The organism is Halomonas binhaiensis, assembly GCF_008329985.2.
In the GTDB taxonomy this organism is placed as follows: Bacteria; Pseudomonadota; Gammaproteobacteria; order Pseudomonadales; family Halomonadaceae; genus Halomonas; species Halomonas binhaiensis.
Map to the genome: position 1 here is coordinate 4,550,248 of NZ_CP038437.2, position 12,797 is coordinate 4,563,044.

At 57.8% G+C, this 12,797-nt stretch carries 13 protein-coding genes; 9 read left to right on the forward strand and 4 right to left on the reverse strand.

From position 1 onward, the window contains the following. Position 1: 1 nt before the first annotated feature. Both sfsA and E4T21_RS19835 read right to left on the reverse strand, forming a co-directional pair. Complete coding sequence (sfsA, locus tag E4T21_RS19830) at positions 2 to 736, reverse strand: DNA/RNA nuclease SfsA (protein WP_149286673.1); 735 nt, start codon at positions 734 to 736, stop codon at positions 2 to 4. Between the two features lie 13 nt (positions 737 to 749). Further along, positions 750 to 1,916: an aminotransferase class I/II-fold pyridoxal phosphate-dependent enzyme gene (locus E4T21_RS19835; RefSeq protein ID WP_149286674.1), complete on the reverse strand. Its 1,167-nt coding sequence runs from the start codon at positions 1,914 to 1,916 to the stop codon at positions 750 to 752. Between the two features lie 281 nt (positions 1,917 to 2,197). On the opposite strand from E4T21_RS19835, the gene dksA reads away from it, so the two are divergent. The 8 genes from dksA to E4T21_RS19875 all read left to right on the forward strand — a co-directional run bounded on the left by dksA (position 2,198) and on the right by E4T21_RS19875 (position 9,237). Next, positions 2,198 to 2,635, forward strand: a complete 438-nt coding sequence (gene dksA / locus E4T21_RS19840; protein ID WP_149286675.1) for an RNA polymerase-binding protein DksA — start codon at positions 2,198 to 2,200, stop codon at positions 2,633 to 2,635. Between the two features lie 108 nt (positions 2,636 to 2,743). Continuing rightward, positions 2,744 to 3,655, forward strand: coding sequence for a tRNA glutamyl-Q(34) synthetase GluQRS (gene gluQRS / locus E4T21_RS19845; protein WP_149286676.1), 912 nt, complete (start codon positions 2,744 to 2,746; stop codon positions 3,653 to 3,655). A 989-nt stretch (positions 3,656 to 4,644) separates the two neighbouring features. Further along, entirely contained in the window at positions 4,645 to 6,054 is a 1,410-nt protein-coding gene (pcnB, locus tag E4T21_RS19850) for a polynucleotide adenylyltransferase PcnB (RefSeq protein WP_149286677.1), read from the forward strand. Continuing rightward, positions 6,051 to 6,554, forward strand: a complete 504-nt coding sequence (gene folK, locus E4T21_RS19855) for a 2-amino-4-hydroxy-6-hydroxymethyldihydropteridine diphosphokinase (protein ID WP_149286678.1) — start codon at positions 6,051 to 6,053, stop codon at positions 6,552 to 6,554. The genes pcnB and folK overlap by 4 nt, the downstream gene beginning before the upstream one ends. Positions 6,555 to 6,697: 143 nt before the next feature. After that, positions 6,698 to 7,489 (forward strand): 3-methyl-2-oxobutanoate hydroxymethyltransferase, encoded by a 792-nt coding sequence (panB, locus tag E4T21_RS19860; protein ID WP_149286679.1) that lies wholly within the window; start codon positions 6,698 to 6,700, stop codon positions 7,487 to 7,489. Between the two features lie 122 nt (positions 7,490 to 7,611). After that, complete coding sequence (panC, locus tag E4T21_RS19865; RefSeq protein ID WP_149286680.1) at positions 7,612 to 8,463, forward strand: pantoate--beta-alanine ligase; 852 nt, start codon at positions 7,612 to 7,614, stop codon at positions 8,461 to 8,463. Between the two features lie 9 nt (positions 8,464 to 8,472). Further along, on the forward strand, positions 8,473 to 8,853 hold the full coding sequence (gene panD / locus E4T21_RS19870; RefSeq protein WP_149286681.1) for an aspartate 1-decarboxylase: 381 nt from the start codon (positions 8,473 to 8,475) through the stop codon (positions 8,851 to 8,853). Positions 8,854 to 8,862: 9 nt separating this feature from the next. After that, positions 8,863 to 9,237, forward strand: coding sequence for a translation initiation factor Sui1 (locus E4T21_RS19875; RefSeq protein WP_149286682.1), 375 nt, complete (start codon positions 8,863 to 8,865; stop codon positions 9,235 to 9,237). 6 nt (positions 9,238 to 9,243) lie between these two features. Here E4T21_RS19875 and E4T21_RS19880 read toward each other — a convergent pair whose 3' ends face one another. After that, entirely contained in the window at positions 9,244 to 10,101 is an 858-nt protein-coding gene (locus E4T21_RS19880; protein WP_338036106.1) for an NAD-dependent protein deacetylase, read from the reverse strand. Between the two features lie 107 nt (positions 10,102 to 10,208). On the opposite strand from E4T21_RS19880, the gene E4T21_RS19885 reads away from it, so the two are divergent. Then, positions 10,209 to 11,117, forward strand: a complete 909-nt coding sequence (locus E4T21_RS19885; protein ID WP_149286683.1) for a nuclease-related domain-containing protein — start codon at positions 10,209 to 10,211, stop codon at positions 11,115 to 11,117. Positions 11,118 to 11,133: 16 nt separating this feature from the next. Here E4T21_RS19885 and E4T21_RS19890 read toward each other — a convergent pair whose 3' ends face one another. After that, complete coding sequence (locus E4T21_RS19890; protein ID WP_149286684.1) at positions 11,134 to 12,471, reverse strand: deoxyguanosinetriphosphate triphosphohydrolase; 1,338 nt, start codon at positions 12,469 to 12,471, stop codon at positions 11,134 to 11,136. Between the last annotated feature and the right edge of the window lie 326 nt (positions 12,472 to 12,797).

Here is a 12,797-nt window from a genome sequence, read left to right on the forward strand (position 1 = left end):
GTCACGTCAGTCTGACCGGTAGCGCCTGCCCCAGCACAATCGCCCTGGGCTGCCTATCCTCACTACACTCGACTCTGATACCGAAGGCCATGATCTCGACACCCTGCCCCGCGACCCTCAGCAGGGTTTCCGCATAGGCAGGATCCAGGTGAGCGGCCGGTGCCACGTCGGGAATAGCCTCATGGGCAACAAGAAACAGCAGGACCGCGCGATGCCCTTGGGCTGCAAGTGCGGCAAGCGCTTCGAGGTGCTTGCGCCCACGCTCACTGACGGCGTCGGGGAAATAGCCATGGCCGTCCTGCTCCCGCAAAGTGACTTGCTTGACCTCGACGAAGCAGCTTCCCAGCCGGTCATCATCCAGACGAAAATCGAGTCGCGCGCCTTCCACCTTGGCTTCTCGCTTGAGTCGCGAGTAATCCGCCAGCGCATCTGGGACCTGCGCCCCTCTCAAGGCTTCCTCGACAATCCGGTTGGCTCGCCCAGTATGCACAGACGCCAGCGCCATGCCGCCCCCGGGCTGCTCCAGTTCGATCAATTCCCACGTCCATTTCAGTTTACGCTTGGGATCTTCACTGGAAGACAGCCATACCCGGCTACCTGGCACGTTTACCGCACGCATGGAACCTGTATTGGGACAATGAGCCACCACCTCACGACCATCATCCAGCCGGATATCGGCAAGAAAGCGCTTGTAACGCTTGAGCAGCACACCGCTGTAGAGTTCAGGGTAATCCATGAGCGTTCTTCCCTCAGCTACCCTGGCGGCTCAAGAAGCGCCCCAGTCGGGTGACAGCTTCCTGCAAGCGCGGAACAGAGGTCGTGAAGGCGATTCTTACGTGGTGCTCCCCACCCTGCACAGCAAAGTCCGTCCCCGGAGTAATGGCCACATTCTCTTCCTCCAGCAGGCGCAGACAGAAGTCCTGGCTGTCATTGCTGAAGGCAGAAATATCCAGCCACAGGTAGAAGGCTCCCTGAGGCGGCAACGAGGGTGCCAGCTGCAGCTTTGCCAACGCCTCCAGCAAGGCATCGCGGCGTGTTGCCAGTTCCTGGCGCCGCTGCTCCAGCAACGCTCGACACTCCGGCGAGAAAGCTGCCAGGGCAGCATATTGGGCGGGAGTAGAAGCTGCCAGGAACACGTTCTGCGCCAGGCGATTCAACGGCTCCAGCGCTGCTTCCGGCGCTACCAGCCAGCCCAGGCGCCACCCGGTCATGCCAAAGTACTTGGAAAAGCTGTTGACGACAAAAGCATGCTCGCTGAGTGATGCAACCGACAATGGCGCCATTCCATAGTTCAGCCCCTGATAGATCTCGTCCACCAGCAGATACCCACCTCGCCCCTCGACCTCCCGGGCTACTGCGGCAAGCTCGGTTCGCGGCAGCACATGGCCTGTAGGGTTGGATGGCGACGCCAGCATGGCCAGGCGCGTCGTGTCACGCCAATGTTCCGCAATAAGCCCGGCATTGAGCTGCCAGCGACTGGATGGTCCCACAGGCACTACATCGACTTCGGCACCTGCAAGGGCCATGAAATGACGGTTGCATGGATAATTGGGATCAGCCATCAGCACTCGATCACCCGGCCCCATCAACAATTGGCTCGCCAGCAGCAGAGCACCAGAGGCACCTGGCGTGATGATGATGCGTTCCGGCGAAACCGTAGCGGCGAAATGTTCCCGATAGTGCTCTGCAATAGCTTCTCGCAGAGGCATGATCCCCGCGGCTGGTGTATAACGAGTACGTCCTTCTTCCAGCGCACGCTGTCCGGCCTCGATCACCTGGGGAGGAGTAGGAAAGTCAGGCTCACCAACTTCCAGGTGAATGACATCGTGACCAGCCGCCTCACGCCTCTGTGCCATTTCAAGCAAATGCATCACACGAAACGGGGCCACCCGTTCCAGCCTGGCATTCCAGGACATTGGAAATCTCCTAACAAAAGAACGGCGGAAAAGGCTACGGCGAACTCCACAGCATGACAGAGAGTCTAAGGATGCAATAAGCAAGTCGTCGAGGGGGACAGCCCTCAAAGCGATACTTTGTCGTTACCGAAACAACACATAAAGATGGATATATGGCAAAACTAACCCTCTTAGGTGTTGCATTACGTCCAAATATTCGCTAAACAAGCTTCCCTTTGGCGTGAGATACCTTAGCCTAGCGTGGGTATTGATCAGCAGACACTAAAGTAAGAGGCAGTCCCATGCCAGTAGCAGAGAAAAAGCCGGAAGCGCCCAAGAAATTCACCCCGTATGAACCGGCGGCGGGTGAAGAGTACATGAACGAGAAGCAGCTTGAGCACTTCCGACAGATCCTGCTCGGCTGGAAACAGGAATTGATGGAGGAGGTCGATCGCACTGTTCGACACCTCCAGGAAGAGGCGAACAACTACGCCGATCCTGCCGACCGAGCCACTCAGGAGGAAGGCTTCAGCCTCGAACTGCGCACACGCGATCGTGAGCGCAAGCTGCTGAAGAAGATCAACGAAACCCTCGAGAAGATCGATGAGGACGATTACGGCTTCTGTGAAGCCTGTGGCGTAGAAATTGGTATTCGTCGTCTTGAAGCTCGCCCCACCGCCACCTTGTGCGTGGACTGCAAGACGTTGGCCGAGCTGAAAGAGAAGCAGTTGGGTGGCTGATAAGGAACCCACTTTGTTGCTTAGACCACGGGCACCCAAAAGGTGCCCGTTCGCGTATTTGGCAGCGCCTGCTGCTATGGCTATGGAACCGTCTCGGAGCCGACGCTCATGGCTGAAACTCTGATACTCCCCGAGCCCCCTCACGGTCGTTTTGCTCCAACCCCGACGGGCCCCCTGCATGCAGGCTCGCTGCTGGCCGCTGTTGCCAGTTACCTGGATGCGCGACATTGTGGTGGTCGCTGGTCCGTGCGTATTGAAGACATTGATCCACCGCGCTGCCCTCCCGGAGCCGATACGACCATCCTGCAGCAGCTTGAAACCTACGGCCTGCACTGGGACGGCGAAGTGAGCTACCAGCATGACCGTGGCGAAGCTTACACCACTGCTCTGGATGCATTGATAGAGCAGGGCCTGGCCTACCCATGCAGTTGCTCCCGCAAGGAATGGCGCCAGCATGCCGTCTATCCGGGATGGTGTCGAGAAGGCGTTCGTCGCCCGAGTGCTCCCAAGGCATGGCGCCTGCGCACGGATCGTTGCCGGCGCCCTGTTAGCTGGCATGACCGGGTCTACGGCCACCAGACGTTCCACCCCGAGCTCCTCGGCGATGTTGTCATCAAGCGAAAGGATAACCTTTGGGCCTATCAGATCGCCGTGGTAGTGGATGATGCAGAACAGTGCATTACCGATGTAGTACGTGGCGCAGACCTGCTTGATAACACCCCATGGCAGATTCAGCTGCAACAGGCCCTTGGCCTGCCAACACCACGTTATCTGCATCTGCCATTGGTGATGGGCGATGATGGCCAGAAGCTCTCTAAGCAGAACCTGGCCCAGCCGCTCCCCCATGAACCGGACCAGGTTCGTGCCTTGCTGCACCGTACGCTACAAGCCCTTGGACAGGATCCTGATCCTGAATTGGCCCATGCCACTGTGGATGAGCAACTGGCAGAAGCCCTTGCCCACTGGACCCCTAGCGCTATTCGTCCCGGAGCTATTCCACCCGGAGAAGTTCAGGCATAAGCGCCTCTCCTCATCGCCCATCCTGTCGAGGTAGGCACCTCCCTCCTTTGGTTCATACGACCATGGTGCAAGTGTCTGTAATCACAAATACAGGCATTGTAGGCCCTGCACGCTAGCTCCCTCTGTTGTGCACCGGTTGAGAACATTATCCCTGACGGGTGCGCCATTTTGGGTAGCAAGAGATGACACTAATGCCTCGGCAGCTTTCCTACTACCAAACATAAATAGGTAAGCTGCTGTTAAAGAAGAAAAAAATCAAAGTAGGCACGAGATCTGCATAGTCTGGGTAAGAACAAGAATCCGGCGATCGAGCGTCATAAGAGAGCAGCCAACAAGAACAATACTGCCAACGCCGATCAGATCCGCCGAACAATAACAACGCTTCCTCGAGAAGCTGGCGGAATGGGCATTTCGCATCGCGGACCAACAATAACAACAAGGTTCAGCAGGCGATCTGTTTTCGCCCTAACAATAACAACAAGGCGAAGTCCGGCATGCCCACCGGAACCAGGACGCGACGCACCAGAAACGACATGCAACAAGAACAATATGTCGTCAGAGTGCAACTCCCGGCAACAATGCCAATAATCCGGGAGGAGGCATGATCTTCATGCCGTCGTGGTTGGATTATTGTTTTGAATACGAGACGGTCGCCCCCAGGAGCGCCAAATAAAGATAACAGCATGCGAACCTGACCTCACCTTGGTGACTGTGGTGCGTATTCAAGGCGATGCGCCATCACGAAGAAGAATCAGCAGCAGGGATGCTGCATCCTGCTTTGATGGGGGAGGCCATAGGCCTCCCCCTTCTTCTGTTCGGTTTTGTCTCTCTAACGCTCCCCAATGACCAGGATCTGCTGGGTATGCAGTGCTCGGTCAGCCATACAGTGCCACCCCATCAAGCACGACGATAATCTGGCCTTGCCTTTGCAAGGGGGGTAGCGTCCGCTAAACTCTCATTTTTCTTGTTCCGCGAGTCGAAATCGCCGCATGATCAAAGGATTTGCCCGCTTTTTGCAAAGTCCAGGAGAGCGCCTGCGCTCCCTGTTCGGCGCCTCGGAGGCCGCCGGAGGCCCATCAACACCTCGCGTCATTCCTCGCGATGAGCACCCAGTGTCCCGCCGTCAGTTCAGCGAAGCGGCCCTCAAGGTGTTGTATCGCCTGCATAATGCCGGCTTTGAGGCCTTTCTGGTTGGTGGCTGCCTGCGCGATTCCCTGCTGGGTCTGAATCCCAAGGATTTCGACGTTGCCACCGATGCCACTCCGGAAGAGGTCAAGCAGCTGTTCCGCAACTCTCGGATCATTGGCCGCCGTTTCCGTATCGTTCACGTGCGTTTCGGCCGCGAAGTCATTGAGGTAACAACCTTCCGTGGCAAGCCCAATGACGATCACGGCGAACATCTCGCTTCCCAATCCGATGCAGGCCTCCTCTTGCGTGACAATGTGTGGGGCAATATCGAAGAGGATGCGCTACGTCGCGACTTCACCGTCAATGCCCTTTACTACAGCATCGCAGACTTCTCTATCCACGATTTTGCAGGTGGCCTGTCTGATATCGAGTCACGCACTCTGCGCTTGATCGGCGATCCAGCGACCCGCTATCGCGAAGACCCCGTACGCATGCTGCGAGCCATGCGTTTCGCCGCCAAGCTCGACTTTCACATGGCGCCTGAAACCGAGGCTCCCATTCGTGAAATGGCGCCACTGCTGCTGCAAATCCCCCCTGCGCGCCTGTTTGATGAAGTACTCAAGCTGTTTCTTTCTGGTGAAGGCCTGAAGACTTTCCGCTTGCTGCGCGAATACCACTTGTTCGCCATGCTGTTCCCGGAAGCCGATGAGTGCATCAATGAGCATCACTGGGCCGAAGTACTGATCGAGCAAGCACTTGGAAGTACCGATCGACGTATTCGCGATGATCGACCGGTGACTCCTGCATTCCTGTTGGCGGCCTTCATGTGGGGGCCGGTCCAGATCCGTCAGGCACAGCTCGAAGCCGACGGAATGCCTCCGGTGCCAGCGCTCCAGACAGCAGCCCAGCAGGTTATCAGCCGCGAGTTGCAACACGTGTCCATTCCCAAGCGATTCAGCATGCCGATGCGGGATATCTGGGACTTGCAGCAGCGCTTGCCCCAGCGTCGCGGCAAGCGTGCCTTCCAGACACGAGAGCACCCGCGTTTCCGTGCTGCTTATGACTTTTTGCTGCTACGAGAGACCTCAGGGGAAATGCCTCCAGGGCTGGGCGCTTGGTGGACGGCCTTCCAGGAAGCAGATGAACACGAACAACGGCGCCTGTTGCATAGTGTCGGCACAGATCCAGCCAGCAGCCCGACTCGTCCGCGCAAGCGCCGCCGCCGGCGCCGTCCTCGTTCCAATACTTCCAACTCGCCATCAGAATCATGAGTGAATCACTGGCCTGGATCGGCATCGGCAGTAACCTTGATTCCCCCCATGAGCAGGTCCAATGTGCCCTGGAGGAGCTTGATCGACTTCCCCTGACACAGCGGGTCGCGGCTTCACGCCGCTATATCAGCCGTCCGGTCGGCCCCCAGGACCAGCCTGATTTTGTCAATGCCGTAGCCGTACTGCGTACCCGTCTGACGCCACTGGCACTGCTTGACCAGCTACAGGCTCTGGAACAACGCCATCGCCGCGTGCGCAAGCAACATTGGGGCCCTCGTACCCTGGACCTCGACCTGCTGATGGTCGACGACCAGCACTGCTCGCACCCCCGCTTGCTGCTGCCACACCCGGAAATGACCAAGCGAGCTTTCGTCATCCTGCCCTTGGCAGAGATTGCACCAGAAGACTTCACACTGCCCGATGGACGCCAACTGGCGACGCTGGCGGAGCAGTTGGCCATGGAGTTGGCCGATGATGATCTGCGCCCGGTATCGGCTTGAGGCCGCACAATAGCCCGTTATTGGCACGGATCGGATATGCACTATCGACACACCAACCCTCATCGGTAACAATCCGCGGTGACTCCGATGGCGAGGTCAGGTTCTGCCAGCATCTCGTCCCACCGCCAACACGAGAACACGCCATGACTTCCGTCACCCTGAGTTCACTGAAAGCGCGCAAGCGCGCGGGTGAAGCATTCAGCTGCCTGACAGCCTACGACGCCTCCTTCGCTGCTATTGCCGACAAGGCCGGCATTGACGTGCTACTGGTCGGAGACTCCCTGGGGATGGTGCTGCAGGGGCATGGCAGCACATTGCCGGTGACCATGGATGATATCCTCTACCACACTCGCTGCGTCGCCCGTGGCAAGAGCAATAGTCTGCTGATGGTCGACCTCCCCTTCATGGGCAACCCGAGCCGCGAAAGACTGCTGGAAAATGCCGCAGACCTGATGCGTGCTGGTGCCGAGATCATCAAGGTGGAAGGTGAGGGTTGGATGGCCGATGACATTCGTGAGCTGACCCGGCGAGGCGTCCCTGTCTGTGCCCATCTTGGCCTGACTCCGCAGTCCGTGCACCAGCTTGGAGGTTACAAGGTCCAGGGCCGGGAAACAGATGCCGCCCAGCGCATCATCGACGATGCCAAGCTTCTGGTTGAAGCCGGGGCCTCCATCATCCTGCTCGAATGTGTACCAGCAAGCCTCGGCCGTGCTGTCACGGAAGCCCTGGAGGTGCCTGTCATCGGTATTGGCGCAGGTCCGGATACTGACGGCCAGATCCTGGTGATGCATGACATTCTTGGCATTTCACATGGCCGTATGCCGCGCTTCTCCAAGAACTTCCTGGAAGGCAATGCAAGTATCGAGGCTGCTTTTCGCCATTATCATGAAGATGTCCTGGCGCGCCGCTTCCCCGCCTCCGAGCATTGCTTTTAAAAGCTGGAATTTCAAAAGCTTTTAATTTCAAAAATTTCGAACAAAAGCGTTTATAACGAGAAAAAGAGCTTTGAAAACGAGTTTCTAAAGCTGGCTTCCTGGCTCCAAGCAGAGATACCTTCATGCGTTCTTACGACGACATCACAACCCTGCGCGAGGCGTTGGCAATCTATCGCCGCTCAGGTAAACGCATCGGTCTGGTACCGACCATGGGCAACCTCCACCAGGGCCACCTGGCGTTGGTAGAAAAAGCCCGAGCCACCAGCGATGTTGTGGTCACTTCCATATTCGTCAACCCGCTGCAGTTCGGCCCCAGCGAAGACCTGGACAACTACCCCCGAACACTGGAAGCAGACAAGGCCAAACTCCAGGCTGCCGGCTGTGACATCGTGTTTACCCCTACGCCACAGTCCATGTACCCTCACGGCATGGGCAACCAGACCCTGGTCAAGGTCTCAGAAGTCAGCGAAGGGTTATGTGGCGGATCACGACCGGGGCATTTCGATGGCGTTTCCACCGTCGTCAGTATGCTGTTCCATATCGTTCAACCGGATGTGGCTTGCTTTGGCGAGAAGGACTATCAGCAGTTGGCCGTTATCCAACGCATGGTCCGCGACCTGCACCTGCCTATCGAGGTCATCGGAGTACCCACTGTCCGCGAACCTTCGGGGCTGGCCATGTCTTCACGCAACGGATATCTCAGCGAGACTGAGCGCAATACCGCTGCTGGTCTGCAACGCACACTGGGTGAGATCCGCGATGCCCTGGAGAGTGGCGCCAGTATTGAGGAAAACCTTTCTCAAGGCATCGAAAACCTGCGGCGCCAAGGCTTCGAGCCGGACTATCTGGAACTGCGCGCCAAAGACCTCAGCAGCGTGACCGAGAACACGCGTGAGGCCGTCCTGCTGGTGGCGGCACGACTAGGCTCCACACGCCTGATTGATAATTTGTCCCTGACCTTGCCGCGCAATTGAGGAACCGTCATGCATACCATCATGCTCAAGGCCAAGCTGCACATGGCCCGTGTCACCCACGCTGTGCTCAACTACGAAGGCTCATGTGCCATCGATGGCGAGCTGCTGGACCTGTCCGGCATTCGTGAAAATGAACAGATCCAGATCTACAACGTAGAAAACGGCCAACGCTTCACTACCTATGCCATCCGTGCAGAGGAAGGCTCCAAGGTCATCTCCGTGAACGGTGCCGCAGCACATCTGGCCAGCGAAGGTCAGCGCGTCATCATCTGTGCCTACGCCCATTACAGTGAGGCTGAGCTGGAAAATCACAAGCCGTCCCTGGTCTATCTGCAGGAAGGCAACGAGATCAGCCATACCAGCAACGCCATTCCTGTACAGTTGGCTTGAGAGGACATCATGGCATCACTGCGAGACCAGCTGGGTGGGCTGGTCTACTCTACCGAGCATGGCGATATCTGCCCTACATGCCGAGAACCGAGAAAAGCCTGCCGATGCGCTGAACAGGCGGATGAACAGCGCTTGGCCGAACTCGATGGCATCGTGCGAATTCGTCGGGAAACCAGTGGCCGCAAAGGCAAGGGTGTGACGACGGTCAGCGGCGTGCCCCTTGCTGAAAAGGAACTCAAGGCGCTCGCCAAGCAGCTGAAACAGCGGTGCGGTACGGGGGGAGCTCTCAAGGATGGCGTGATAGAGATCCAGGGAGATCACCGCCAGGTACTGAAAGCCGAGTTGGAGAAACAGGGGTTTAGGGTAAAGCTCGCCGGCGGCTAGGGATCCTTAGGACCATGCCAGGGCATGCAGCACTTCGGCCGCTGGAGCCTCGACTTTCAGCGTGAATAGCTCATCCCCTCTGGTACGCCCGAGATTGAGGCAGGCAACAGGACGCTGCTCTCTGACACTGGCCTGCACAAAGCGAAAGCCGGAATAGACCATCAGCGATGACCCGACCACCAGCAGGGCATCGCTGTCCTCCAGCAAGGCATAGGCATCTTTCACGACTCGAGTGGGCACATTGTCGCCGAAAAACACCACATCAGGTTTCCAGATACCATTGCCGCAATAGTCACAGTCCGGCACATCGAAGGAAGAAAAATCCGTCTCCAGATCAGCATCGCCATCTGGAGCCGCCAAATCTGCACGAGCAGCATCCAGCCATCGAGGGTTACGCCTGGCCAGTTCTCCATGCAGGGCATGGCGCATCTGGCGCGCCCCGCAGCTCATGCACACGACAAGACCAGCACGACCATGCAGATCGATCACCCTGCGAGATCCCGCACGTTGATGCAGGCCATCGACATTCTGGGTAATCACCCCAGCCACCTTGCCCTGTCGCTCCAGTTCCGCCACCGCATGATGCGCCAGGTTGGGGGTTGCCTCGTTGAGCACTCGAAAGCCGATCAGGGCTCGCGCCCAATAGCGCTGACGCGCTGCAAGGCTGGTCATGAAGGTACGGTGCTGTACCGGGGGTGAGCGCTTCCAGTCACCACTCGCATCGCGATAGTCAGGTATGCCACTTGCTGTGCTGATACCTGCACCGCTCAACACCGCTACCCGAGCATGTCGGGAAAAGAAGGCTTCCAGCGCCTGCATACCCGTCATGGATGGATTGACGGCATGCATTGACGGCTCATTCACCAGGAAACCTCCTTCATGACGGAACAGGCAAGCGAATTTGCCGTAGCTGCGCAGGCCTTCGGTTGTCTACAATGGACGCTATTCTTCTGCAAGGAAAAGGACAGTCCATGACCTGGGTGTATTATCTGCTGCCGCTGATCTTCCTTTTCCCGCTTGCTGCCGCAGCGGTAGTGGTGATAGCGCTGCGCAGTCTGCACGATGCCCGGGTTCACTCCCCATTTGATGCTCATCCGTTGCGAGAGCCAGGCCAGAGCCTGCGAGACCGTCTCGACAAGGCTTTCTCCATATTGTTTCTCAATGCTTCTCTGGGTCCGATAATAACCTTGGCGCCATTGGTCTATGGCATGGGGCGCATGCTGTTCTCCCGCCAGCAGAACTGGGTCGAGTGGGCACTCTACGGCGCACTGTGCACTGTGCTGGCCATCTTTGTCAGCCTGCGCCTGATTCGCGACTATCAACGCATCCGCCGACTCAAGCTGGGCCTGGCATGTGAGCTGGCAGTAGGCCAGGAACTGGATCACCTGATTCATCCCGAAGCACACCCTTACTACGTATTCCATGACGTGCCTGCCGACACCTTCCTTATCGACCATGTGGCCGTCACACCCCATGGTGTCTTCGTCATCGAGGTCAGGGCCCGCACACCGGCCATGACACCCGACGGTACGATTCGCAACAGCGTCACCGTCGAGCATGAGCGCCTGCGCTTTCCGGGCTGGAATGAACGCAGGCCACAACACAAGGCACGCCAGGCGACACGCTGGGTGGCATCCTGGCTGAACCGTGAACTCGGCCAACCAGTACCAGTACATGGCATCCTCGTATTGCCGGGCTGGAAGATCCGTCATGAAGCCCACAGTGCAGACCTGGAAGTCCTCAGTGGAGAAGGCCTTGCTGCACACATCGATGCCATCCGCACCGGCTCCATCCAACAGGATGTGCATGATCGCATCATCAATGCACTGCATCAGCGCACCTTGAGCGCCCAGAACCCAGCCCTGGCGCCCAGCATATAAGTCGTCCGTCCGGCAGTCACTCTCCCCTCAGCCGTCCTCCCATCTCCTGGGCCAGGTCTACGGCATAGTGGTCGGTCATGCCTCCAATGAAGTCCAGCATACGCCGGTAACTGGTATATAGTGACCAGGACTGGCGTGGGGTGTTTTCTCCTATCAGTGCCAACACGCGTTGGTGCTTGAAACTGGAGCGCCCTGTGTAATGCAGTTCATGGGCCGCACCAATGAAGGCTTCAAGCAGGATGCCCAGCGTGGTGTAAGCGCCAATCTCCAGCTTGGCCTTGCGTGTATTACAGAAGATGCGTTTGCGTGCCAGCTCCTTGGCCAGCTTGACCCCCCAGTCCAGGTCCGGATGACACAGTTCCAGCAGGTCATCACGCAGTGACCCCGCCAGCAGCTCGCTCTCATGGGCGACAAATACACGACCGACATCGGTAACGGCCCTTTCCATGGCAGCTCCGCGCAAGGCTGCAATACGCCGCCGCTGAGAAACACCGTCCCGCTTCATGTCGGCGTAGTCGACAGGTTCGCCTCCCGCAATCTGGGTCAGAATCTCGGCCACCTCATCGAAGCCAAGGATGTCCATTTCCACCCCATCCTCGAGATCGAGCAGGGCATAACAGATATCGTCAGCGGCCTCGACCAGCCAGGCCAGTGGGTGCCGGCACCAGCGATGCTCTCCCTGGGCAATCAGGCCAAGGTGATCAGCCACTTGAGTCAGCAGCGGTAACTCACTCTGATAACAGCCGAACTTGCCGGCCTGGCCACCATGAGTAACCGTCCAGGGGTACTTCAGCAATGTTCCCAACGTGGCAGCCGTCAGTCGCATGCCACCACGGAACTGGTTGTACTCAACCTGAGTGACGATGCGAAACCCCTGGGCATTGCCTTCATAGGTCAGCAGGTCCTGGCGCTCCAGGTCCGAGAGCCCATCCAGCAGGCCACTCCCGGAGTTCTCGGCACTCTTGAACCAATCACGAATGGCATATTCACCGGCATGACCAAAGGGTGGATTGCCGATGTCATGCCCCAGGCAAGCCGCCTGAACGATCACGCCTAGATCCGCCGGGGTGATCCATTCAGGCAAACGGTCGCGCAGCAGTTCGCCCACGCTCATGCCCAGGGAACGGCCAACACACCCCACCTCCAGGGAATGCGTCAGACGAGTATGGATATGATCGTTGTCGGTCAATGGATGTACCTGAGTCTTGCGCCCCAGGCGACGAAAGGAACCAGCAAAGACAATACGATCATGATCCTTGTGGAAAGGACTGCGCCCCACTTCGTCTCGAGTGGCGCCACGTGGATCATGCAGGCGGATGGGATCGAGCAAACGCTCCCAGGTCATGGACTTCATGGGCACTCCTCCTTGAGTACTTCATTCTGGCACCGAGATCTGTCTCTGACCATGTTCACCCTCTCTCATTCATTCGCCCCTTTCACCTGTACTCATTCACATCAACCTGCCCAGACATACCGCTTTCTTCCTGGAGCAACCACACCAACGAACAGCAGCTCCAACCGAACCGACACAGCTACCTCATCAGGTGAATTGCACGGGAATCCCCCGGCACTTGATTGATCCACGGCAGCTGTTATCGGCATTTGGCGATTTATTGTCAGATCTTCCCGGTCATTCTTTGCAGAAGCCCGCGCACTTCATGTCATTCGCCATTCGTGAAC

What these genes read in the sequence shown, in the direction of transcription:
- sfsA (WP_149286673.1), bottom strand. Translation starts at nt 736, where the DNA reads ATGGATTACCCTGAACTCTACAGCGGTGTGCTGCTCAAGCGTTACAAG.
- gluQRS (WP_149286676.1), top strand. Translation starts at nt 2,744, where the DNA reads ATGGCTGAAACTCTGATACTCCCCGAGCCCCCTCACGGTCGTTTTGCT.
- panD (WP_149286681.1), top strand. Translation starts at nt 8,473, where the DNA reads ATGCATACCATCATGCTCAAGGCCAAGCTGCACATGGCCCGTGTCACC.
- E4T21_RS19890 (WP_149286684.1), bottom strand. Translation starts at nt 12,471, where the DNA reads ATGAAGTCCATGACCTGGGAGCGTTTGCTCGATCCCATCCGCCTGCAT.
- pcnB (WP_149286677.1), top strand. Translation starts at nt 4,645, where the DNA reads ATGATCAAAGGATTTGCCCGCTTTTTGCAAAGTCCAGGAGAGCGCCTG.
- E4T21_RS19875 (WP_149286682.1), top strand. Translation starts at nt 8,863, where the DNA reads ATGGCATCACTGCGAGACCAGCTGGGTGGGCTGGTCTACTCTACCGAG.
- E4T21_RS19835 (WP_149286674.1), bottom strand. Translation starts at nt 1,916, where the DNA reads ATGTCCTGGAATGCCAGGCTGGAACGGGTGGCCCCGTTTCGTGTGATG.
- E4T21_RS19885 (WP_149286683.1), top strand. Translation starts at nt 10,209, where the DNA reads ATGACCTGGGTGTATTATCTGCTGCCGCTGATCTTCCTTTTCCCGCTT.
- folK (WP_149286678.1), top strand. Translation starts at nt 6,051, where the DNA reads ATGAGTGAATCACTGGCCTGGATCGGCATCGGCAGTAACCTTGATTCC.
- panB (WP_149286679.1), top strand. Translation starts at nt 6,698, where the DNA reads ATGACTTCCGTCACCCTGAGTTCACTGAAAGCGCGCAAGCGCGCGGGT.
- dksA (WP_149286675.1), top strand. Translation starts at nt 2,198, where the DNA reads ATGCCAGTAGCAGAGAAAAAGCCGGAAGCGCCCAAGAAATTCACCCCG.
- panC (WP_149286680.1), top strand. Translation starts at nt 7,612, where the DNA reads ATGCGTTCTTACGACGACATCACAACCCTGCGCGAGGCGTTGGCAATC.